The organism is Algoriphagus jejuensis (genome assembly GCF_039523455.1).
GTDB classification, from domain to species: domain Bacteria; phylum Bacteroidota; class Bacteroidia; order Cytophagales; family Cyclobacteriaceae; genus Algoriphagus; species Algoriphagus jejuensis.
This window is the reverse complement of sequence record NZ_BAAAFI010000011.1, coordinates 14,897-37,747: the sequence shown is the minus strand read 5'-3', so window position 1 is coordinate 37,747 and position 22,851 is coordinate 14,897. Positions and strand designations below refer to the sequence as shown.

18 protein-coding genes are annotated in these 22,851 nt (G+C 46.1%); 7 read left to right on the top strand and 11 right to left on the bottom strand.

Features of this window, described 5'->3' with window-relative positions; translation table 11 throughout:
- Window positions 1-179: 179 nt before the first annotated feature.
- Together fahA and ABD031_RS12060 are read left to right on the top strand one after the other, a co-directional pair.
- Window positions 180-1,454 (top strand): fumarylacetoacetase, encoded by a 1,275-nt coding sequence (fahA, locus tag ABD031_RS12065; protein WP_343851761.1) that lies wholly within the window; start codon window positions 180-182, stop codon window positions 1,452-1,454.
- Between the two features lie 275 nt (window positions 1,455-1,729).
- Complete coding sequence (locus tag ABD031_RS12060; protein WP_343851759.1) at window positions 1,730-2,416, top strand: Dph6-related ATP pyrophosphatase; 687 nt, start codon at window positions 1,730-1,732, stop codon at window positions 2,414-2,416.
- A gap of 93 nt (window positions 2,417-2,509) precedes the next feature.
- On the opposite strand, the gene ABD031_RS12055 is transcribed toward ABD031_RS12060, so the two are convergent.
- From ABD031_RS12055 to ABD031_RS12045, 3 genes are all read right to left on the bottom strand, one after another.
- Window positions 2,510-3,415 (bottom strand): sugar phosphate isomerase/epimerase family protein, encoded by a 906-nt coding sequence (locus tag ABD031_RS12055; RefSeq protein ID WP_343851757.1) that lies wholly within the window; start codon window positions 3,413-3,415, stop codon window positions 2,510-2,512.
- Between the two features lie 265 nt (window positions 3,416-3,680).
- Window positions 3,681-4,460, bottom strand: a complete 780-nt coding sequence (locus ABD031_RS12050; RefSeq protein ID WP_343851755.1) for a glycerophosphodiester phosphodiesterase family protein — start codon at window positions 4,458-4,460, stop codon at window positions 3,681-3,683.
- Between the two features lie 119 nt (window positions 4,461-4,579).
- Window positions 4,580-7,204, bottom strand: coding sequence for a hypothetical protein (locus tag ABD031_RS12045; protein WP_343851753.1), 2,625 nt, complete (start codon window positions 7,202-7,204; stop codon window positions 4,580-4,582).
- Between the two features lie 2 nt (window positions 7,205-7,206).
- Between ABD031_RS12045 and ABD031_RS12040 the strand changes: the two genes are divergently transcribed.
- Window positions 7,207-9,660: a beta-N-acetylhexosaminidase family protein gene (locus ABD031_RS12040; RefSeq protein ID WP_343851751.1), complete on the top strand. Its 2,454-nt coding sequence runs from the start codon at window positions 7,207-7,209 to the stop codon at window positions 9,658-9,660.
- A 73-nt stretch (window positions 9,661-9,733) separates the two neighbouring features.
- Entirely contained in the window at window positions 9,734-12,004 is a 2,271-nt protein-coding gene (locus tag ABD031_RS12035) for a ligand-binding sensor domain-containing protein (RefSeq protein WP_343851749.1), read from the top strand.
- A 99-nt stretch (window positions 12,005-12,103) separates the two neighbouring features.
- On the opposite strand, the gene ABD031_RS12030 is transcribed toward ABD031_RS12035, so the two are convergent.
- From ABD031_RS12030 to ABD031_RS12010, 5 genes are read right to left on the bottom strand one after another with little or no spacing between them, the layout of a single operon-like run.
- Entirely contained in the window at window positions 12,104-13,348 is a 1,245-nt protein-coding gene (locus ABD031_RS12030) for a hypothetical protein (RefSeq protein WP_343851747.1), read from the bottom strand.
- 49 nt (window positions 13,349-13,397) lie between these two features.
- Window positions 13,398-14,126: a DoxX family protein gene (locus tag ABD031_RS12025; RefSeq protein ID WP_343851745.1), complete on the bottom strand. Its 729-nt coding sequence runs from the start codon at window positions 14,124-14,126 to the stop codon at window positions 13,398-13,400.
- Window positions 14,127-14,174: 48 nt separating this feature from the next.
- A complete protein-coding gene (locus tag ABD031_RS12020) occupies window positions 14,175-14,501 on the bottom strand; it encodes a hypothetical protein (protein ID WP_343851743.1) in 327 nt (108 codons plus the stop codon).
- A 56-nt stretch (window positions 14,502-14,557) separates the two neighbouring features.
- Window positions 14,558-14,851, bottom strand: a complete 294-nt coding sequence (locus tag ABD031_RS12015) for a winged helix-turn-helix domain-containing protein (protein ID WP_343851741.1) — start codon at window positions 14,849-14,851, stop codon at window positions 14,558-14,560.
- A gap of 1 nt (window position 14,852) precedes the next feature.
- Window positions 14,853-15,467: a hypothetical protein gene (locus tag ABD031_RS12010; RefSeq protein ID WP_343851739.1), complete on the bottom strand. Its 615-nt coding sequence runs from the start codon at window positions 15,465-15,467 to the stop codon at window positions 14,853-14,855.
- 306 nt (window positions 15,468-15,773) lie between these two features.
- Between ABD031_RS12010 and ABD031_RS12005 the strand changes: the two genes are divergently transcribed.
- From ABD031_RS12005 to ABD031_RS11995, 3 genes are all read left to right on the top strand, one after another.
- Window positions 15,774-17,342, top strand: a complete 1,569-nt coding sequence (locus ABD031_RS12005) for a phage tail sheath family protein (protein ID WP_343851737.1) — start codon at window positions 15,774-15,776, stop codon at window positions 17,340-17,342.
- A gap of 51 nt (window positions 17,343-17,393) precedes the next feature.
- Window positions 17,394-17,846: a phage tail protein gene (locus ABD031_RS12000; protein WP_343851735.1), complete on the top strand. Its 453-nt coding sequence runs from the start codon at window positions 17,394-17,396 to the stop codon at window positions 17,844-17,846.
- 153 nt (window positions 17,847-17,999) lie between these two features.
- A complete protein-coding gene (locus ABD031_RS11995) occupies window positions 18,000-20,534 on the top strand; it encodes a phosphoenolpyruvate carboxylase (RefSeq protein ID WP_343851733.1) in 2,535 nt (844 codons plus the stop codon).
- A 149-nt stretch (window positions 20,535-20,683) separates the two neighbouring features.
- Here the strand turns inward: ABD031_RS11995 and ABD031_RS11990 are convergent, their stop codons facing one another.
- The 3 genes from ABD031_RS11990 to ABD031_RS11980 form a co-directional block, all read right to left on the bottom strand.
- Complete coding sequence (locus ABD031_RS11990) at window positions 20,684-21,448, bottom strand: metallophosphoesterase (RefSeq protein WP_343851731.1); 765 nt, start codon at window positions 21,446-21,448, stop codon at window positions 20,684-20,686.
- 124 nt (window positions 21,449-21,572) lie between these two features.
- A complete protein-coding gene (locus tag ABD031_RS11985; protein ID WP_343851729.1) occupies window positions 21,573-22,235 on the bottom strand; it encodes a hypothetical protein in 663 nt (220 codons plus the stop codon).
- 9 nt (window positions 22,236-22,244) lie between these two features.
- Complete coding sequence (locus tag ABD031_RS11980; RefSeq protein ID WP_343851727.1) at window positions 22,245-22,796, bottom strand: DUF4136 domain-containing protein; 552 nt, start codon at window positions 22,794-22,796, stop codon at window positions 22,245-22,247.
- Window positions 22,797-22,851 lie beyond the last annotated feature (55 nt).

The window sequence follows — 22,851 nt, the reverse complement described above, 5'->3', positions numbered from 1 at the left end:
AAATGATGACTGGTTAAATTAGTATGTAGGAAATAATTGAAATTTAGATCGTGAGTGGCAATGTTCAAGTAGCCAAAGACTTATGTGCGGCATGTTGAAATGAAATTTAAAACCTTGGGACTTTACCCTTTTCATTTCATTCATAAAAGCTAAATTTGCGATCACTTTGATTTTTACTCATGAGCGACAGCCCGACCAACACCCTGATTTCCTGGGTGGAAATACCAAAAGCTTCAGACTTTACCATTTACAATCTTCCCTTTGGCATTTTCAGGAATAAGAAGCTGAGTCCGAGAATCGGCATTGCTATTGGAGATAAAATTGTTGACCTAAGTGTCCTAGATCAGGAGGGTTTTTTTGCAAACTTGTTTTTGCCTGAGGGTATTTTTCTCAAAGACTCTCTGAATGAGTTGATTGCTTTGGGAAAAATCCAAACCAAGAAAATTAGAGATCGTGTTCAAGCACTGCTTTTGGCTGACAATGGAGAGCTTCGCGACCACTCTGCCCGCGGTAAAGTGATGGTTACCCGCAAGGAAGCCGAAATGTTGATGCCGGTGAAAATCGGTGATTACACGGACTTTTACAGCAGTATGGAGCATGCCTCCAATTTAGGCAAAATGTTTCGCGATCCTGAAAATGCCCTCTTGCCAAATTGGAAACATCTTCCGGTAGGGTACCATGGCAGAGCGTCTTCCATCGTCGTGTCCGGCACACCTATCCATCGTCCAAAAGGACAAATCAAAGATCCAAATTCGGACATTCCCACCTTTGGTACAACCCGAAAATTGGACTTTGAACTGGAGATGGCCTTCATCACCGGCAAGCAGACCAAGCTTGGTGACTCCGTCTCCACCGCCGACGCCGAGGATTATATCTTCGGATTTGTGCTATTCAACGACTGGTCAGCGCGGGACATTCAAGCTTGGGAATATGTGCCTTTGGGCCCGTTTTTAGGCAAAAGCTTTGGTTCGTCGATTTCTCCTTGGGTGGTAACGCTAGAGGCCTTGGAGCCATTTAGGACAGCAAGTCCAGTTCAGGAACCTGAAGTCTTGGAATACCTCAAGTGCGCATCTGACCATAGTTTCGATATCAATTTGGAAGTGTATCTACAGCCGGATGAAAAAAAGGCTACCAAGATCAGTTCTGCCAACTACAAAGCTATGTACTGGAATGTTGCCCAGCAGCTTGCTCACCATACCGTCAATGGTTGTAACATCAACGTCGGCGACATCATGGCATCCGGCACAATCTCCGGGACGACCGAGGATTCCTTTGGATCCATGATCGAACTCAGCTGGAACGGCAGCCGAGCTGTTGAATTGGCAGAAGGGGGCGAGAGAACTTTTGTTGAAGACGGGGATAAAGTCATTATGAAAGGATATGCGGAGAAAGATGGCATCAGAGTAGGATTTGGAGAGGTGAGTGGTCAGATCCTGCCGGCGAAGACACTTTAGAGTCCTACCGAAGAGATACAGAAAGTGCAAAGATCAATTCAAGAGCTCATAGTTCATGCCTTGCATTCTTTTGATTTTTAGATATAAGCATGACTGACAATTGGCAGCAGTGCTAAGAGAATTTTTAGCAAACTCCGAGTTCATAGCGGATTTTCAGTGAGATTATTCTGTTCCGTTGCTGATTGCATTCGTGTATCTCGAGGCTTTCACGCGCGTAGTTTTTAGGTGATTTTTATTTTCTCCCGATGAATATTGAGCAAAAAATACCCGTTTCAATGAGTTGGTCAGGCGGCAAAGACAGTGCGTTTGCGCTTCACCACCTCCAGCAAGATCCCCGGTTCGAAGTAAAAAGCCTACACACCACTTTTGGGGAATCCACAAGACGTGTTGGAATGCATGGGATCTCCGAAGCGCTCATCGAAAGGCAGGCCGAGTCGCTGGGGTTGCGGTTAGACAAGATTTACTATCCATCCAGCGGCGACAACCGGGCCTACGAAACGGCTATCAATTCCTATTTGGATCAATTGGAATTGGAGGGGATCAAGCACTTGGGATATGGAGATATTTTCCTGGAGGATCTGCGAAAGTATAGAGAGGATAATCTTGCCAGCAGAGGGTTTTCTGCGGTATTTCCACTTTGGAAAATGCCAACCGACGCCGCTGCAAAAGCTTTTATAACAGCAGGATTCAAAACCAAGCTTTGTGCAGCTGATGCAGATCTGATTGCCAGAGATTTTGTAGGGAAAGATTTTGATCGGGATTTTCTAGAAAGCCTGCCTGAAACGGTCGATCCTTGTGGGGAAAATGGAGAGTTTCACAGCTTCTGCTACGACGGTCCGACCTTCAAAACACCCATTTCAATCGTCGTCGAAAAAATCGTGCAGCACTCCTATGACATCCTTCTTACGAACGGTAAAAAAGGAAAGAAACACTATTGGTTTGCGGAGATTGTCTCTGCCTAATTCTAAAAATATTTATCGTCCTTGTGGCGGCACGAAAAAAAAGAGGAGCAAACAAGCTCCTCTTTCGGATGGAAATGAGTTAGGTGCCAAGACTTACTTGAAGCCTATTTTTTTCAATCCATCATGACTGATTTTGATAGCCTCCAAGGGATCCAAGCCAAAGGTGTTGTCCTGCTCTACGAGGTAGAACTCCATTCCAGATTTTTTTTTCTCAGCCAAAATCCGCTTGAAATCAATTGTTCCAGTACCAACAGGAGCAAATACTCCCTCAGTACTCATGTCTTTGACGTGCCAAGCTTTGAATCTGCCCGGATACTTTTCGAAGTAGGTCAAGGGGTCGACTTCTGCCTTCGTTACCCAGAAAAGATCCATCTGGAAATTGACGTATTCTGGATTACACTTTTCCAAAAGAACATCCTCGATCACCGTGCCATCAGCAAGTGGCTTAAATTCAAAGTCATGGTTGTGGTACAGCAATTTGATTCCTGCTTTGTGGCATTTTTCGCCCAAGGTATCCATGATCTTCACGAGGTCATCGGCAGTACCTTTCATTGCCATGGATTTGGTGGCTTGGTCAAAGGTGAACATGCCCATCGGCGGCACAGGAATCACGAAATAGGAGATTCCGGCAGCTTTCACATCAGCGATCAACTGATCCGCATTTTCCATGTTCACCATGCCCATGTGCGCACTTTTGGCGGTGAGGCCGAGGGTGCCGAGATAGGATTTGAATTCGGCTGGGGTCATCCCGTAAAACTTGCCATCGGCATAGTTAGCTGCTTCCACATAAGCGTATCCGGCGTCAGCCACTGCTTTCAGCGTTCCTTTGGGGTCTTTGCCCATGGCGTCGCGCACCGTGTAGAGTGCCAATCCACCAAATTGCTTTGGTTTTGCTGTAGTAATTTCGGTTGTTCTACCAGGCTCTCCGGTGTTGGTCTTTGGGCTGAAAGCCATGAATCCAAGCGTGAGAGCAAGCAATAAAGTAATGGGTCGTTTCATGTGTTTACAATTGGTTTTTAATGGTCACATGGAATCTCGCGTGGTATATAGTCATTTCTAGTGTGCTGACTAGTCATGCTCGATTTCATTAGGTTTAAAATTTTGGATTTCGAAATATATCCAAAATTCTCCAATGAAAGGTGGGTTATTGATGTATTGTCTCTCTGATGAGAAAATAGAGAAGGTCGGCTAAATAGGCCAGAGTCCCGAGTATTTCCGGGGCGGGATTTGATATATTCCTTGGTGCCTGCTAGAGTCTTTTGCCTTACTTTGATTTGACGAGCTCAAATAACTTCTCCGGCTCATCTGTCGTGATAAAATCCACTTTCTGTTCCAAAAGCCACTTCATATCTTCCACATTATTGACCGTCCATGCGTTGACCGTGAGTCCGAGCTCTTGCGCTTCTTTGATCCAATGTGGTTTATCTTTGAGGACTTTGATATTGTAGTCAAAACCGAAAAAACCATCAGCCTTGAGCTGGGCAGGGGATTTTTCTCCCGTCAAGTAGGCGACATTCGCAGTAGGGTCGATCTCGATGACCTTCAATCCGGCGTCGTAGCTGAAGGTGATGTAGTCGACCCACTTTTCAGCCTTCATTTCTTTAACCAAAGCCACAGATTTCGCAGCCAGTTCTTTACTGCGTTCGGCACCGCTTTTGGAGGGCTTCATTTCCAGGATCAGCTTGGTGCCGGTTTGTTTCATTCCATGTTTCAGGTACTCTTTCACTGTCGGGATCTTCTCACCGTTGGGAAGTTTTTTCTTTCTCAATTGCTTTAAAGTGGAGGTTTCGATGGGCATTTCGAGAAAATCCGCATCGTGGTTTACCACCAGTTTGCCATCCAACGTCATCCACACGTCAAATTCAGAACCTACGCAGTTCAACGCGATTGCTTGATCCAGAGAGGCGATGGAATTTTGAGGCAGAGTATTGGTTTTCCAAGCGCCCCGGTGTGCGATTACGATATTTGAGTGGAACATTTCCTGGGAAAAAGAAGGGCTGAAAGACAAAGTCATAGCCAGAATGCAAAGTAGAAATCGTAACATTTTGGATTGGTGTTTTGAAAAAGAGAATAGAGTTCTAAAGTATAGAATCCGCAGCACTTGCGGGAATGGCTCCAGTAATTTTACATAAACTTCACGTAGCCAGAAATGTCTGAAAGTCGTCAGTTCTTGATCAGCCAAACCTCTGAAACCAATGTCCCCCATCCACCGGAATTTCTCCACTGCTCCACCGTCACCCGATCTCCAGTGGCTACATCCGCAGCTTTCTGGAAACGTATCGTTAACTCACCGTCCTTTGTCAATCTGACAGGAACCTCAAAGGTGAACTGATCACTCATCTGCAGGGGTAGCTCGATATCTTGAGCCAAGACCTCGTTGTCGGCATAGATCGTCTCAGATTTTTGGTTCATTCGCATGGCATATCTTTCCTGAAACCACGGTCGGACGAGCGTCAACCGTATTTTGTAAGTGGCTTTGGGGTCTAGGTCTTGGTAGTGTAGCGTTACGCCTTGCGCTTCATCCTGAGTGAAATGCATGGACCGCTGACTTGGGCGGTTTCCTTCGGAAAGCATCTCCTGCACGAAGGGCTGACCATGATCGTAGGGATAGCCAAAGACGACATTCGGAGCTGGATTGGCGGTGCCGAGGTTGTCGTATTGCCCTCCTTCTCCCGGATTATCGTAGTCGGTGATCATTGCAAGGAGTGTGTTTCTTTCGACCTCTTTTGCTGCCAATGCCCGATTGAGTTGGCGCTCCAGCCAGCCCAAACCGATAAAGTCATGGTTCAGGTTGAAGAGGCCTTCATTTCGAGTGCCAAACAAGGCGTTGCTTTCTTCGCCGAGTTGTGTCGCTTCAGCTTTGAGTGAAACCATCTCAGAAGTTTCATCAGCTGAGGTTTTTAGCTTTTCTAGCGCAGATAGGAGGATTTGATCAGTAATGTCTTTTTCAGGATTGGCTGTGATCAAGTTTTCAATCTCGGTTTGAATTTGGATTTGCTGCCCCACCGCCAATTGGGTATAGCGGTCGAGGGCACCTTTTTGAAGGAACATTCTCCAAAGCCAGTTGTTTGACTTCCAGTTTTCAGGCATGAGCTTTCCTGCTTCAGTCACCATCCTATAATAGGAGTCAATGCCCCCTTTTTCCGTCAGGGGAGTTCCTGGGATTTCCTCCAGATTTTCTTCCAATTGAAAAATAGCCTTTGCCATCAGCGAAGCAGCTTCTGGTCCAAACCAAGCCCTGGCATACTCGTCCACCACGTCTTCCACCGAAGTGCGTGGTGCCCAAAGCAGGCGTTGCCACATCCATTGGTTGAAGTGGTCGTGATTGCCGGAGGAATGCGTGATGTCGCCGACGCCGTAGCGCATCAGGTCGTTGAAGATGCGATGGTATTGCCTTGGCCAAGCGAAGAAAGTCAGGCGATTGTACACCTGCGTCAAGTACTGATCGGGCTTCCGCTCGTAGATGTCATGTCCCCAATGCGGCGGTAGATCGCCATTTTTGTCTGCGCGGGGATACATCTGGATATAAGCGTGCTGGGCGTATCTCCAGTGGGTGATTTCATTGAAATAAACCAGTTTGTGCCTTGCTGGCATTTGTCGGAGGATCTCCTGGGGATACAGTCCGTAGGGCCCGAAACCGGGATAGCGGAATAGATCCATGCGATGGGTTTGTCGGTGACCGGGTTGCCATGTTGTCGCATCCGAACCAGGGCCATAACCCCAAGCCCAGAGCCAGTCTCGAGGTTTTTCGTTGAGATAGGCAAAAATGGCTTCATCGTCCGCATTGTCAAACTTCTGATTGGTAAAATAGACCTTGGTCGCCGGATGGTATCGATGAAAAATAGCTGCCATATCGGCCACAAGTTCAATAAAAGTCAGTCCGTAAGGCTTGCAGAGATCACATTCACAGCCGCCGCCATCACCACCGTGAAACTTGAGCAGGTCATAGCTCGGAGCAGTTTTGGCAAACTCCTCGAACTTTTGGAGCATGAAAGCTCTTGCTGCCGGAACCGAAGGGCAGACATAGTTTTCGCGTCCTATAGACTCAGAGGCGCGCCATTCCGGGTTTTTGTTCTCCGGGGCGGTATTGGCACCGAATCCGCCCTGAGTCATCAGGCCGTAGGATTTGATGAACTCATACATTGGCCCATTGTCGACGCTGAAGATGTTTGCGCCAGCTAGGGCATAATCCAAGATGACTCTTTGGGTTTCGGCGTCTGTCCAGTCTCTGACCTTCGCCAGGCTTTTAGCGACGCCACTTTGCCCAAACTGGGTTCCTCGGATCCCAAATGCAGGAGCAGTTCGGATGATTAGGTTTTGTGGAAGCTGTATTTGATTTTCTCCGAAAGTAAGCTGTCGCAAAAGTTCTCCCGCAGCATAGAGACATCCTCTATCATCGATGCCTGCCGCCAAAACCAAGTTTAGATCGACCTGCTGAAGCAAAAATCCTTCAATTCCAGGAGCCAACGCAGTCAACGCTTGAATCCTGCGTTTTTCAAATTGCTGCTGGAGCAATGCGTGGTTTTCCGGTATTCCGAGATAGATGACCAATCCTCCTGCATTGTCAGTGGCTGACTCTTTGGAGATCGAAATTTTAAGCTTCGATTTTTCCAAAATCCGCTCCTTGAGCAAACCTGCTACGAGTTTTTCTACGCGTCCGGCTTCATCGCCTAGGATTATATGCACTTGAGAATATCCCGGTAATGTCGGCTTTTCCGCTCTTATTGGGTTTTGGGCGAGGTTAAAAAAGATGAAGGAGAGCAACAGGGCTTTGAGCAGACTTTTCATAAATGAAATACTGGGTCGGGATAAAAATAGGCTATGCGATAGCCCAAAATCAGGAATGTAAAGTATTGTCTTTGAGAAATCCGGGAATCCCCAGCCGGAGTTCTGCTCATCCGAATCTCAGTTTTCCCATGCGATTAAAAATCACGCTTCTTTTTTTCTGTCTTTTTATTTCTATCACTGCGGCTTTGGCTACGCCAGTCAATCTCAATAAGTTAACCGTACTGATCTCGGAGGACATCAAACCTCAGGTTAGCGCGGCTGCTTTGGAAGTTTTGCAGGATGAAATCGGCAAGCGTAGCAAGATCAATGTCAGCCCTATCCAAAACTGGAAAGAAGCCGGGAAGTTTACCATTGCGTTGACGCTTTCTTCTACGGCGAGTTTGGACGGGAAAACTCCCCCAAAATCCACCGGTAAAGATTCACCGGAATTTCAGGCTGAGGGATTTAGAGTGGTTTGGACAGAGAATGTGCTGTGGATCATCGGGGCTGATTCCCGCGCGGTACTGTTTGGCATAGGGGAATTGTTGCGAACTGCGTCGTTTGCAAAAGGAGAATTTATCATCGACGATCAACTCGATGTAGCTTCTGCACCGCAATATTCCCTGCGCGGACATCAGATCGGATATCGAAATCTGGCCAATTCCTACGATGCATGGTCTGTGGATCAATACGAGCAGTACATCCGTGAATTGATGCTTTTTGGCACCAATGCCATCGAAAATATCCCGCCAACCGACGAAGACGGAGCGAGTCCACATTTCAAGATTTCCCGGGAGGAGATGAATGTGAGGATGAGCGAGCTTTGCGATAAATATGACCTTGAATATTGGGTTTGGACTCCGGCCACGGTCGACCTTTCCGATCTGGAAATCCGGGCCAAAGAACTCGATCTTCACGAGGCGAACTACAAGAAAGTACCACGGTTAGATAATATCTTTTTTCCGGGAGGAGATCCTGGTCACAATCATCCGAGCGAGGTTTTGCCTTTCCTGAAAGAGCTTCATACCCGACTGATCAAGTATCATCCGAATGCCGGAATCTGGATTTCTTTGCAAGGTTTCAGCCAAGAGCAAGTCGATTACTTCTACCAGTATTTGGAAGAAAACAAGCCGACTTGGTTGCGTGGTGTCGTATCTGGCCCGAGCAGTCCGCCGATTTCAGAGACTCGTTTCCGCCTTCCCAAGCAATACAAGCACAGAAATTATCCCGACGTGACGCACAATGTGCGCAGCGATTATCCGGTTCCAAATTTCGATCAGGCTTTTGCGCTGACAATCGGTCGGGAGGGGATCAACCCGATGCCGGTATTTTATGCCAACGTGCATAATAAATACGCGCCCTTCACCGACGGTTTTGTGTCTTATTCCGACGGTTGCCATGACGATGTGAACAAGATCATCTGGAGCCAAAGAGGTTGGAATCCGAACAAACCTGTTCGGGATATTTTGAGGGAATATTCCAACTTTTTCTTCGATTCCAAACTGGAAGAAAAGGCCGCCGAGGGCATTCTTGGATTGGAGCGTAACTGGGCCGGATCGATCATCGACAATGGCGGAATTGAGCCGACTTTGGCTTATTGGAAAAGTTTGGAAGCGGCCAATCCCCAGCTTTCCGGCAATTGGAGATGGCAGATGTTGGTGATTCGAGCCTATTATGATTCCTATGTTCGTCATCGCAAAATCAACGAAACTGCGCTCGAAAGACAAGCGAATCTGGTGATGCTGAATGCTGAGGAAATGGGGACGGAAGCGGCCATGACTCAAGCTTTGGCCTTAGTCAATCAGGCAGATACTCAGCCGATCCAACAGGACTCAAAAAAGAAGATCGTAGACTATGCGCAGGCGCTCTTCGAAACCATCGGGCTGCAAACCAGCGTGGAAAAATATCAGGCCAGCAACTCCCAACGAGGCTGTATACTTGACTTTGTGGACTATCCGCTCAACAACCGTTGGTGGCTGGCTGATCAATTTGACTCTGTACGAAGCATGGGTTCGGAGGAGAAAAAGATTGCCCATCTCAATCTCATCGCCAACTGGGAAAACCCTGGAAAAGGGGGCTTCTACGACGATGTTTCGAATATCGCCAACAGTCCGCATGTGACAACGACAGTATATGATGCGGTAGATTTTGGCTGGTGGGACAGCGGGTACAGTCGCTGGAGACTGTCCTCCCAAGTCTATCAAAATAATCCCGAACTAAAATATGAAGATCTCGATCCTACCGCCCGCTACCTGATCCGCGTGACTGGATATGGCGATGCGTTGATTCGAATCGACGGGCGACGTTTGGAGCCATTGGTGTATGACAAGGAACTGGGAGGATTTAAAGAATTCATTGTGCCAAGGGACTTGGTTGGGGACGGCAAGATCTCTGTGAGCTTTGACCGACCTGAAGAGTCACATCTGCGCTGGAGAAATTATTCGAGGATTTCGGACGTCTGGCTCATTAAGCGATAGATCTCGGCCTTTCTTAAAACCCATTTTAGTACAAAAGGCTCTGAAAATGCCTGCGCAACCCGTGAAAATTATAATGAAAAAAATAGCGTATCTCCTTCCATTTGCAGCGGTTCTGTCTTATTCCTGTCAAGAAAAAGGACAACAGGATCAAGTAAGCCAACCGGTCTATCAGGACTCTGCCTACTTGCAGGATTATGCTGTGAAGTATTATTCCGGGGACGAGAATCTTGAGTTTAAGAAAGTCTATTCTGACCGAAATGGGGTCATCCAAGTTCTGACTTCTACGGGTTTGGTGAATCCAGACAATGGGCATTTCCAGTATCCGGGAAAGCTTCATCAAGACAGCAGATACCAACCAATGGCAGACAAGGCGGTAGCGGATATGGTTTTGTACCAAAATCAGTTTGTCTATTTGGATGAGGAGGCTGTCTTCAGCAATGCCTGGGCGGGAAAGCTTTTCTCCCGACACCAAATCGCACAAGCGGATGGAATTGCGTCAGGCAAGGAATTTTCCTTTTTGGTCAGTACCGGAGGCCGTTATTCCTTGATTCAAGATTCGAAGTCGGTTTTTAACGGTCAAGTTGAATCAGCGATTTTGGACAGCAAGTACGACGAGAAAGGCGCTCAGTTTTATGTGTTAACCGCAACTTCGCTTTCGCAGATCAAGGAAGAAGGAGGGGAGAAAAAGCAGGTTTTCGCAGGAACAGGACTTACAGCCTTCGATCTACTGGCTTCAGGAAAAATCGCAATAGGAACTTCAGAAGGCTTTTTGATGATTGATTCGAGCGGAAAAATCACACAGCCGCTGAATGCGAAATTGCCTTGGACGGAAATTACGACGGTTGAAGAGATCGACGGGAAGCTCTGGTTTGGCTCGACCAAGGGAGCTTTTATGCTCAAAGACGACGGGAAGTTTAACTACTATCATGGCGAACGATGGCTTCCGGGAAATGCGGTTGTGCACATCGCTGAAGGCCCAGAGCACTCGGTTTTGATCCTCACTGACAAAGGTTTGGGACAAATTGTCTTCGAAAAGATGACATTGGAAGACAAAGCAATGGTTTTTGAAAAGCAAGTCAGACAGCGCCATATCCGCTATGGAATCAATAGCAACGTGACTCGCCTTACGGATCATAACCTTGCCAGCGCGCAAAATGGCATCGCTGACAGCGATAACCTGTGGACAGGAATGTACATGGGCAGTCAGCTTTTCAGGTACCTCGTCACCAAGTCAGAAGACGCAAAGCAAAACTGCATCGAGTCCTTTGAAGCGATGGAAAGACTTCATCATATCACGCGCATTCAAGGGCTTTTTGGTAGAACCTACGAGCGGAGCGGCTACCACGAATTCAGAAAAGAATACCGAGACTACGTTGAAAACTACTGGTATGAGGGATATAACAACAATACTAGCTGGAATCATTCCGAAGATCCGGAGTGGGATTGGCGAGCGTCTGCCAGCAGCGATCAGACCGCGGGGCAGTTTTTTGCCTTGGTCTTGATGGCCGAATACATGGACGATCCGGATTTGAAGCAGCGCGCGGTAAAGCTTCTCGATGATATGGTCGGCTACCTGGTGACCAACAACTACACCTTGGTGGATGTGGATGGCAAGCCCTCACTTTGGGGTCGCTGGAATCCCGAGTTCATTAACCGGTTTCCGACGATGATCGGTGACAGAAAGGTTTATTCCTCCAATTTGATTGCCTTTTTGCAGGCAGCTTACAAGTTTACCGGTAAGGAAATATATAAGGAAAAGGCCTTGGATCTGATGAAAAATCACGGGTATCTCGAAAACCTGGCTCGTCCATTCAGCGAAATCGGCCCCGCACCTGCTGATGCAGACGAATGGACGAAGATGCTGTCGCAGGAGTGGAACCACAGCGACGACGAGATGTATTTCCTGGCTTATTGGGGACTGTATCCCTATGCGCTGAACGATTCGCTGAAGGGAGTTTACCAGGAAGCGATCAAGGATCACTGGGAGTTTGAGCGGCCGGAGAAGAATTCGTTGTGGAACTTTACCTATGCGATGACCGGTGCCCAGGATTTTGACCTGGAGGAATCCGTTTGGCACCTGAAGGAATTTCCGCTGGATATGATTGAATTCAAAACCGAGAACAGCCACCGCAAGGATATTGAGCTGATTCAGCCGGGCTTTTGGGGGCAGACGACAGCAGAAGTTCTTCCTCCCGATGAGCGTCCCGAGTTGAAGCACAACCGCAGCCTGTTCAATCTGGATGCCGGCGACCGCAGGGCGGAACTGAGTGCAGGTGATACTTACTTGCTTCCTTATTGGATGGGAAGGTATCTGGGAGTGATCTCCGCGCCGATAGAGAAATAAGTATAGATTAGTTAATGGGTAGTTTAATTGGTTAAGTCCTTCCCCGGTGGGGAAGGATTTTTTTTGGTTCGCATCTATCTGATATGGAGAGTCGGAATTTTATTTAAATCCAAACAATAGGGGAAATAAGAAAACCACCACCAAAGTCCAGGCAAAATAAATTGGGATGTATAGCACAATCGTATTTCCTACCCCTTCCAAAGGAGCTTTTTTGAGGGCGGATCGGTAAAGATTCCAAGTGACCATCAGCAGGTGAAAAAGCATCAACACATTGCTTCCCAAAACAGCCATTCGATTTGGTGTGATTCCCCATTCTGAAATCCGATAGGTAATGGCAGATAGTGCGATTCCATTGACCAAGACTGTGGCGATCGAAAGCAGGAAAATAACCCAAATGCCTACTGTGTTTTTCTCGTCTTTTGAGGTTTCAGCCACTGAAAAGAAGATCAAGCCCATCACTCCGATCAGCAGCATGTTGAACAATAGGAGAAACTCCCGGTCGTTGTAGGGATCTTTTCCGGAATAAATAATTGCCCCCAAATAGATCACGAGCATTATCAAAATCAAGGGGCTGAAAATTTTGGCAACAATTGGAGGGACCTTATTGACGAGTTGAGGGTTCGTTTGTGTCAGGTGAGTGGCCACCAAAGGAGCAGCTGCCAGCCCAAAAATCGCAATGTAGTCAAAGTAAAATCGCTCGATATTGATTCCAATCAATCCAAACAGACCAACTGTAAGTCCAGACATCAGGAGTCCTGAAAGTAAAAGGATGGCTCCCATGATTACCGTATCACCATTGAATCGTAGGAATTCAAGGCGATTGGGGAGATCACTTAGTTTGCCTCCGACAAAAGATACCCCAAGGATGGCCCAAAGCATCAGTGGGAGGTGGATGGAGACCAAAATCAACGTATCACTTGAGCTGTTGTCGGGAAGGAGATTGACATAAAGCACTGCAAGCGCCAGGATGGCAGCTAGGATTCCCACAGTTTTTTGGGAGATTTTGTTTTTCCAGACAAAATAAGCAGTGACAAATGGGAAGACCAAAAAGGCCATATTTCTAGTATAGAAATAGTCCTCATCAATGCTGAAAATTACTGGGAATTTGGCCAAAACACCCGCGATGAGGGATGCAATGAGGACAAACCTCCATTCCAGACGGCTTCCCCAAGTGATTTGGTCTGATTCATAAGTGAGGCGCTCGTGCCAGAATTCGGCAATTTCTGAGCCTTTGATCTGGGGATAGATTTCGCAAAAGGCTTTTTTAAACCCAGATTTGTTGGACCGGTATAACTTTTCGAGATAGCTCGGATCCTTGAGGTGTTTTTGTATTTCGGTGTTCATGGGTAGGTTGTTAAGAGGGTCTTTTTTTGGCGGATTTTCTAAGAGATTTTCATTTTTCAAATGCTTCCAGACAGTCATCCAGGGGATTTCCATTGGTGTGAACACATTCGCAAAACGCGAAACCGGCAAGCTCATCCGGGGTATTTACAAACTGAGATTTGCAATCTTTCAGAGAGTTTCGAGGCATAACCAAGATCCCTGAGGAGCCTTGCCATGCGACTAAAATTACCACTGCGATCACCCCTGAGAAAAACATAACCGGGACCTTGTTACTGAATTTCCCCTTCTTCTTGTATGTGGCTTCTTTGGAGTGCCTGTTGAATGGCAAGATGTACCGAAGTTGGTCATAATTCCAGGCTAGAAGATACAGATTGGCCAAAACCATCAGTGGACTTGTGAAATAAGACCCGTCAAAACGAACCGCATAAGAAAGGATCCAGATATTGACAATAATCGGAAGGTAAAGCAAGGCTCCCAGGAGAACAGTCCGGGGGAAGAGCAGGAGTATAGCAGCCAAGACTTGTGCTACTCCGATGAAGGTGTAATAGTATCCGGTGTGATGCAGCGCTTCCAGATAGGCACCCATCGGGTGAAGTGGGGATAGGCCACTGGCAAAGCGTTCACCGACGATTTTCACCATGCCTGCCACGATAAAGGCATAGGCCAAAGTGACCCGACAAAAGATCGAGAAAATCCAGTACCATTTGTTTTCCTTGATTTGGAAATAGTAGGATTCCAATGGGTTGGTTTGTTCAGATAGTGACTCGGACTGCTCCATAGAAAGAGGAATTCTGATTCTTAGACTTATTTGACTCTGATTCTTACTTTAATCCCAGTGTCCAGTAAAATTGAAAGCAATCACCGCACTCATCCAGAGGACAATGAAATAGGCTATCGTGCTTAAAATGATTGGACCAATTTTTTTATTTCCTTTGGAAAGCCATTCAAATCCCACCACACAAAACAAAACTCCTCCAGCTGCACCACCGCTTGGGATGATCACAAGGGGAATAAACATCCAAGATTCGAAAGATTTTAAATCAGAAAGGATAAGGAACAACAACCAGCCTAGGGGCAAGAGAGATCCAAGAAATGCTGCTTTAAGAAGTCTGGCGGGTTCGGCTCCGAGGAGAGTGCTGATTTGAGTTTTCATATGCCTTAGGATTGAGTTAAAGTACTTTGTTTTTCAAAGTGAGTTTTTAAATTTTTTTAGGTTTTGTTTTCGTTGATCAGAATTTCAAGGAAAGCCAAGTGCGCTTCAAAGGCCTTTTTGCCCTCGATGGTTGCCGAATAATTAGTCATCGGTTTCCTCCCTACAAAAGACTTGGAGACCAAGAGGTACCCTGCGTTTTCAAGATTCCGAAGGTGAGAGGCTAAGTTGCCGTCGGTCACCTCCAGAAGCTCTTTGAACGAATTGAAATCAAACTGCTCATTGACCATCAGGATGGACATGACTCGCAGCCGGACTACATTTTCAAAAGCTTTGTCGTAAGTACCTTTCACCTTATCGATCGTATTTGAGGTGCATCAAAGTACCGTAGACGATATGCATTACGCCAAATCCCAAGGTCCAGATAAGCAGTCCGAATTCCGGAAAAAAGGCTGCAATAATCCCCAAGCCGAGCTGGCAAAATCCCAGGTATTTGATGTCACCGAGTGTGAAATGTGCTGCATTGATCAATCCCAATCCGTAGAAAATCAAGGTGACCGGGGCAATATACAGCACATGGCCTTTGATCATGATCGCCAGACAGAAAATACCTCCGACCAGCACCGGTAGAAAAAGCGCCTCTACAAATCGTCTGCTTGCAGGAGTCCAGAGGGTTTGAGCCTTTCGTTTGCTTTTCCTCTGACTTAAAATCAGGGTAGTTCCCACCGACATGATCAAGGTGAGAAACGCGAGTATCAGCAGGTTGTAAAGGGCGTTTAAATCCTCAATCGCAGCGGAATGTAGGCCATAAGGTACTCCGGGAAAGTAAATCCAATAATAGGCAAATGCAGCGGCGAGCATTGCAAATATTCCCGCCAAAACTCCGGCAAGTCCGCTGAGCGATAGGAAGCGCGTACTCCGTTCCATCATGGATTTGATTTCGGCTAATTCTTGTTCCGGTTTTCTCATATCTAAAAGTACTTTGAGATGCAAAGTAAATGAAGTTTTTGAATTTTGATTCTAGAGGAATGAAATTTCTAGCAGAAAATAGCTATCCACACCAAACAAATATGCTTAAGCGCGAAGCTGATTCAGTATAAATGACCTAGATCAACTGAAATGAGAGTTTTCCATCGGGGAACTTTACAAGTCAAAGAATCATGCCCGCTTTTTTTTCGTTCGGCGGAAGTTCCGGCCTATTGGCAGGACTACATGTTGGAGATATCCAGTTGGATTTCTATTTGATCTTTTTCATCCGCTGACTAACTTACAGATATGGCAAAAAACCTCAAGACGCCTGGAGTTTACATCGAAGAAAAAAATACTTTGCCGAATTCCATAGCTGAAGTAGCCACCGCAATTCCAGCCTTTGTAGGCTATACCGAGCAGGCTTCAATGAATGGGGAGTCCTTGGTCAATAGACCAACACGGATCACGTCCTTAGCTGATTATGAAAAGCTTTTTGGGGGGGCTTTTTCTCCCAAATTTATCCTGAAAGATGCCGGCAAAGGAGACATCAACCTGGTTGCACTGGGTGGGAGGAAAATGACGATCCGACGCAAGAACAACAGCAGAGCATTTTTGTATCACAGCATTCGGCTGTTTTATGCAAATGGTGGAGGGCTCTGTTACATTGTTTCGGTGGGAACTTACGCCGACAAAGACTTTCTTGACATCAACAAAAAGGACCTTCTCGGAAGCGGGAATGTGGGGGGCTTGCAAAGTCTACTTCTAGAGAAAGAACCTACGATGATTGTGGTTCCAGATGCCGTCGCTTTAGGAGTAGATGGCTATGACGTGTACCGCAAAGTTATCGAGCAATGCGCCAAGATGAAAAATCGGGTGGCGATTATAGATATCTGTGATGGGTTTGACAGTACGGATAGTGGCACCGGGGATAGTATCAATGTCTTTCGGGAGAAAATCGGGACGGAATATTTGAGCTATGCGGCCGCCTATTATCCTTGGCTGGAAACCAATTTAGTTAAAAAAGAGGAAGTCACTTTCAAGAATCTAGACGAGTCGGTTTCCTTGGAAGCAATCCTTCCCGAGACACAGGCAGTTGTTTTGGTACAGGAATTCCCAAAGTCTCTGGAAGAATTTAAGACCAAGCTGAAGTCTGATCGACCGGAACTTTCTGACAAAGCCGCAGATGTGCTGTCGGCCGATTATATCGAAAAATCTGAAAGCGACTTCCACTTGAGACTCTCGGCAATAAGTCCAACCTATGTTGTTTTGATGGACGAAATCCGATCGGTAATGAACTTGCTTCCGGCATCAGCTGCGATGGCTGGTATCTATTCAATGGTGGACAACAGCCGCGGTGTCTGGAAAGCTCCGTCCAACGTCGGGTTGAGCTCGGTCATAAAGCCAGCGATCAACATCACTCATAATCAGCAGGAAGATTTTAACGTGGATACACGTTCGGGTAAATCAATCAACTCCATTCGAACTTTCCCTGGTGTAGGAACACTGGTTTGGGGAGCAAGTACCCTGGATGGTAACAGTCTGGACTGGAGATATATCAACGTACGCCGAACCATGATCATGCTGGAGCAATCCATCAACTTGGCACTCAAAGCCTATGTTTTCGAACCCAATGATGCAAACACCTGGTCGACTGTGAAGAGCTTGGTTTCAAATTTTTTGATGAACAAATGGAAGCAGGGAGCGCTTGCAGGATCGTCTCCAGCCGATGCATTTGACGTGCAGGTCGGACTCGGCACCACGATGACTTCGGTGGATATCCTTGAGGGCAAGATGTTGATGTCAGTGAAACTCGCGATCTCAAGACCTGCTGAATTTATCGTGATCACCTTCGAGCAACAAATGCAAAAACCTTAAAAAGGTGTATTTTGAATAGCATAGCGACAACTATTAAAAAATCTGGAAATTATGGCAGGTGAAGCACAAGACGGCAATTGGCCATTACCTAAGTTTTATTTCTCGGTGGACTGGGGTACCATGAAAAATATTCCTTTTCAAGAGATAAGTGGATTGGAGATCGAGGGACAAACGCCTGAATACCGACATGGTAACAGTCCAGTTTTTTCGGCGGTGAAAATGCCGGGAATAGTCAAAAGTAACCATGTGACGATGAAGAAGGGGGTTTTTGTGAATGACGATGTATTCCGGGATTGGTACAATAGAATCAAGATGAACACCATTGATCGGCAAACTGTAGTTGTCAAGCTGCTCGACGAATCAGGCGCATCGACCATGACTTGGACGCTTGCTAACGCCAGTCCGACCAAAATCATTGTTGCTGATCTCGTGTCTAATAGCAATGAAGTTGCTGTGGAGTATGTAGAGATTTTTCACGAAGGCCTCACCATTGCCAACAGTTAGCGGAATCGGATTTTCTTTTCCTTTTTCATCAAAAACCGGAATGAAATCTGTCAAAATCAAAAAAAGAAAGACAATTGTTTATAGAATATTTAATTTTTATTCCATAAAATAGAAAATTTACTAATTTGCCTATCCTACTAAATCTGACCCTGAATGTTTCAAGTTTATGACACTCAAGTCGCCAAGCGATTTACCATTTACAACAGCCTTTTCTTAGACCTGCCGTTTGATGATATCTACGTCACAGGGACGTTATTGCCCTTTTTGGGCAAAGCCTGTGAGCGGGGATACGCCTCTGGAAAATCTCCGCGTGAGATAATCGACGGTTTTTTTGAGGAAATGATGCCAGGAGAAGACGAAAAGAAGCGATTTGACTTTCTCTTCGAAATGATCCAGTATGTCGAGCGGCAGGTAGTACTGTTTGACTCGATCGAGGATGCTGCGTATGAGAAAATCAACGACATCTCGGGGAAAGGCTCCGTCAAAGCGCTGATCAACCGTGTGGAAACAGACCGTAAAAAGGAGGCGCTTATCGAGAAGTTGAAGACATTTTCCGTCCGCCTCACGCTGACCGCTCACCCAACACAATTCTATCCGGGCAATGTACTAGGGATCATCACAGATTTGGAAAATGCCATACGGACCGACGATCTCGAAAACATCAACTTGCTACTCCAGCAGCTCGGCAAGACCGGGTTTATTAACCGAGAACAACCAACTCCTTTTAACGAAGCAGTTAGCTTGATCTGGTATCTGGAAAATGTGTTTTACCATAGCATTCCCGATATCATTATCCGTCTCCTCAATGGTCTCGGTCAACCACTTCATACCTGGGAAAATCCAGCGATTCTCAAAGTCGGATTTTGGCCGGGCGGAGACCGTGACGGTAATCCTTTTGTCACCCACGAGACCACCATTCAGGTAGCCAGTCGCTTGAAAACATGGCTCATGCGATGCTATTACCGAGATCTTCGTGCGCTAAAAAAACGACTGACTTTCAAGCATGTAGAGGAGCATATAGTGAAGGCCGAGCGGGGAATTTACTATTCTCTATTTGAAAAGAAAGAGGTATACGCCTCTAAAGAAGACCTGTTGGCCATTTTACTGGAAGCCCGGGAAGCCTTGGTCAAGTACCATGATGGGCTGTTTCTCGATTTGTTGGACCGATTTATACTCAAGGTTAGGATATTTGGGTTCCATTTTGCCCACATGGATTTGCGTCAAGACAGCCGAAAGCATGACGGTTTGTGGGAAGAGGTCTTTAGCATTCAGGGCAAAGAGTATGTAGGGACAGAGGAGGAGTTGATTGATAAGGTAATGAAAACCAAAGCACTTCCTTCAGTGGAGCACTTCGAGGAGCCTTTTCATCAAGAAATGCTCCGCTCCATGGGGACGGTGAAATACGTGCAGAAAAATAATGGGGAAGATGGTCTCCACCGATACATCATCTCCAACTGCCAATCAGTCCTCCACATATTGGAGGTATATCAGATGGCTAAGTTGACCTTGGGTGTGAAAGCAGGAAACCTTCCTTTGGATATTGTTCCGCTTTTCGAAACAATCGACGACCTCAAGATGGCGCCCGAGATCATGACTCGCCTATATCAAATGCCAGAATACGGTACGCACCTAAAAAGTCGTGGCAAGAAGCAAAGCATCATGCTGGGCTTTTCAGACGGCACTAAAGACGGCGGTTACCTAAAGGCAAACTGGTCGATCTTGGTGGCCAAAGAGGAACTCACCCGCGTCTCCAGAGAGAATGGCGTAGAGGTCGTTTTCTTTGACGGGCGAGGTGGGCCTGTCGCAAGAGGGGGAGGGAACCTGCATAATTTCTATGCCTCTTTGGGCGAAAAGGTGGAGAACTCTGAGATTCAGGTGACGATCCAAGGCCAGACGATCTCCTCTAATTATGGAAAGCAGGTGTCTTGTACTTACAACTTTGAGCAGCTGCTAAGCGCTGGTCTCGAAAATCATCTTTATCCTGACGCCGAGAAAAATCTCAATGAGGCTCAAAGAGAATTGATAGAGCAACTTGCAGATTCAGGATACGATGCTTACAAGAACTTGAAGAGCCATCCGAAATTTGTTCCTTATTTGGAGCATGTGGCTCCGTTGAAGTTTTTTGGAATGACCAACATAGGTTCTCGCCCTATGAAACGTGGAGGTGGAGCTGGATTGAAATTTGAAGACTTGCGGGCCATTCCTTTCGTGGGTTCATGGGCGCAGATGAAGCAGAATATTCCGGGATTTTATGGAGTCGGCTCGGCGATTTCTGCTTTGGAAAAAGAAGGAAAAATGGGCGACTTGAAAAAGCTTTATCAGGATAGCCTCTTTTTCAGAACCCTGCTGAGCAACTCGATGCAGTCGTTAAACAAGTGCTACTATCCTGCGACGGCCTATCTAAAGGACAATCCGGAGTATAGCGAGTTTTGGCAAATGCTCTTCAAAGAATTCGAGTGTTCGGTAGAGAAGCTAAAAGAAGTTGCCGAAATGGAGGAGTTGCTGGAAGACAATCCCGTTTCCAAATCATCCATTGAAATTCGGGAGCGTATCGTGTTGCCGCTGATCACCATTCAGCAATATGCGATTCAGATTGGTCTAGAAAATGGAGCCGCTACAGAGATTCTAGACCGGTTGATTCTAAGAACCATGTTTGGAATTATCAATGCGACGCGAAATGCGGCCTAGGTTTCTTTAAATTTGCGAGTTGCTCAAAAGCGTCCTAAAATTTAAAATCTTCAGGGGATACCTTGGAGATTTTATGCATACTATAATCAGAATAAGGAAGACTTAGTATTTATTGATCGAAGTACTTTAGCTTTCTTTCCTCCTGAGGTTTATATCAGGATACATCTATCGGTTTGAAATAGTTGATGCTCATTCAGTTGCACATAGCCCAACTGATTGGTAATCAGTTTTGTGTGGCCGATGGAAAACTCATCTGTATTGTTGTGATGATGTCCATACACCCAGTAGTCTATATTTGAAGATTCAATAAAGTCGAACAACTCGACTGCAAAGGCTTCACTTAGTATATTGCCTTTGTATTGGGAAGGGTAGTTCAAAAAAGTAGGGCAGTGGTGGGTGAAAACGGCTACTTTTTGCTCATTCACCGTTTTTAATTCGTCTTGAATAAAGGCTAAACTTTGCTCATGCAACAAATTGTATTGCTCACCTGAAAATCGAACGCCTTTGTGTTTGATTAGATGAAAATCGTTCAGCTGTCTTTCAATCTGCCACTGACATCCAGCACTGATTTTGCTCCATAGGGTAGAAAAAATCAGTTTGGCGTTACTATGAACTACCGAAGCATTATTAATCAGAAAAATATTGCTTCGGATCCTCTCATTAAGCCTGCCGCTTTTTTCAGCAATATCAAAATGGTAATACTCATGGTTGCCTGGTAGCCAATAGGTAGTTTCAAAATGTTCTGACAAATAGCTAAAGAAATCCACGTATTTTTCCATTTCGGCAAAAGGGACAACATCCCCGGACAAAACCAATACTTCAGCCACTGGTATCAAAGGATGCTTTTTTAAAAATTCCTTGTTTTGTGGAAACTCTAAGTGTAGATCGGATGCAAATTGAATTTTTGTCGACATGCTGTTTATTCACGTTAAGTTTGGCTATAAGAGTATACGAAATTGCATTATTCGAGCTATTCTACTAAAAAACAAAAAGGCTAGCAGGTTTCCCCGCTAGCCTTTTTTGAATCGTCGAATCTGCTTACTTCTTGGATGGTTTCACAGGCAATGCGATGACACCGTCTTTGATCATCTGATCTACGACTACCCCGGCAAAGGTGTGCGAAAAAGCCTCAAGATTACTTGGGTTGGTGGTCTCTGACTGTGAAGACCAGACCAGGCCTTCGGTTTTTGCGTCGTACATGTTGACCTCGATGTAGTAGAGCTTATCCGTCGTGTAGTAGCCCGGATCATAGGTCATAGCACCGTAGTAACCATAGTATCCGCCAAATCTACCGTAGTATCCACCATATCCCATCGGAGCATAGTTGGACGTGCCCTGTACGTAGCGAGTTTCGGAAGTTTGATCCAAAAGTGCGACAGTAAGAATTCCGTCGTAGCCTGCATCCTGAACCATTTTAACGGCTTTGGCCATTCCCCCTTCTTTGTCCGCAGCGGTGCCAAGTGGAATGATGGTTAGGCTGCTGGCAGCTTTTATTCCATCTTCATTGAGCGTAGCAGTCATTTCTTCTTCGAATGCTTGTCGGTTGACCAAGTTGCTGCTGAGTGCAGTGACTAGCAGGTTTTCGTAGGGCTTGGCAGGTTTTTCCGGGCTCGCCCAAGAGCCAATGATTTTGGTGCTTGGAGAACAAGACGCCAGAGCAAACACGAGAGCCAAGCTGGCGAGAAAAGATAGTTTTTTCATAAGGATAGTTTATTTGTTGTTGATATCAAGGTATTCAAAAATTTGATCAACCGCATCTTGAATTGCGGTAGGTGTTTGTACCGGTTTTTTGGGGACAACTTCCGAAATAGTTCCGGCCCAAACCAATACGTTTCCGGCGTTGTTGACGAAATGTATGGTTAGGCTTCCTTCACGATAGGTGTTTACGGGTATTTCCCGGACTTCCCAATAGTAGCTTCGCTGTCCGGCATACGTAAACGGATCAGAAGTGACATTCGTCTCCCGCGTCTGCACTTTGTCTTCCACTACTACTCCTATATTAATCTTAATAGCAGGGTCACTTACATTGTGCCTCAGGCCCCTGGCTTCCATTGCTGTGGTAATGGAAGCTTTGAGCTGATCGACAATTTCCTGATAGGGCACGAGACTGTCAGAAGGGAGGTCAATCTGTGCGAAATCAAAACTCGAATAGTTGCTCAATTTAAAGTCCTCGTATTTGTTCTTTTCTACTACCACCCGGGTAGGTGCGCAAGAGTAGAAGGTCCCCAAGGCCAGAATCAGAATAAGCAGTTTCTTTTTCACAGGTATTTGGGTTTTTTACAAGTTGTTTGTGCTGTCAGGCAAGTAAGAAAGGGAC

Coding starts and splice junctions, on each gene's coding strand:
- fahA (WP_343851761.1), top strand. CDS start 180: ATGAGCGACAGCCCGACCAACACCCTGATTTCCTGGGTGGAAATACCA.
- ABD031_RS11995 (WP_343851733.1), top strand. CDS start 18,000: ATGTTTCAAGTTTATGACACTCAAGTCGCCAAGCGATTTACCATTTAC.
- ABD031_RS12005 (WP_343851737.1), top strand. CDS start 15,774: ATGGCAAAAAACCTCAAGACGCCTGGAGTTTACATCGAAGAAAAAAAT.
- ABD031_RS12055 (WP_343851757.1), bottom strand. CDS start 3,415: ATGAAACGACCCATTACTTTATTGCTTGCTCTCACGCTTGGATTCATG.
- ABD031_RS12050 (WP_343851755.1), bottom strand. CDS start 4,460: ATGTTACGATTTCTACTTTGCATTCTGGCTATGACTTTGTCTTTCAGC.
- ABD031_RS12040 (WP_343851751.1), top strand. CDS start 7,207: ATGAAATACTGGGTCGGGATAAAAATAGGCTATGCGATAGCCCAAAAT.
- ABD031_RS12030 (WP_343851747.1), bottom strand. CDS start 13,348: ATGAACACCGAAATACAAAAACACCTCAAGGATCCGAGCTATCTCGAA.
- ABD031_RS11985 (WP_343851729.1), bottom strand. CDS start 22,235: ATGAAAAAACTATCTTTTCTCGCCAGCTTGGCTCTCGTGTTTGCTCTG.
- ABD031_RS12020 (WP_343851743.1), bottom strand. CDS start 14,501: ATGAAAACTCAAATCAGCACTCTCCTCGGAGCCGAACCCGCCAGACTT.
- ABD031_RS12010 (WP_343851739.1), bottom strand. CDS start 15,467: ATGAGAAAACCGGAACAAGAATTAGCCGAAATCAAATCCATGATGGAA.
- ABD031_RS12025 (WP_343851745.1), bottom strand. CDS start 14,126: ATGGAGCAGTCCGAGTCACTATCTGAACAAACCAACCCATTGGAATCC.
- ABD031_RS12045 (WP_343851753.1), bottom strand. CDS start 7,204: ATGAAAAGTCTGCTCAAAGCCCTGTTGCTCTCCTTCATCTTTTTTAAC.
- ABD031_RS11990 (WP_343851731.1), bottom strand. CDS start 21,448: ATGTCGACAAAAATTCAATTTGCATCCGATCTACACTTAGAGTTTCCA.
- ABD031_RS12000 (WP_343851735.1), top strand. CDS start 17,394: ATGGCAGGTGAAGCACAAGACGGCAATTGGCCATTACCTAAGTTTTAT.
- ABD031_RS12035 (WP_343851749.1), top strand. CDS start 9,734: ATGAAAAAAATAGCGTATCTCCTTCCATTTGCAGCGGTTCTGTCTTAT.
- ABD031_RS12060 (WP_343851759.1), top strand. CDS start 1,730: ATGAGTTGGTCAGGCGGCAAAGACAGTGCGTTTGCGCTTCACCACCTC.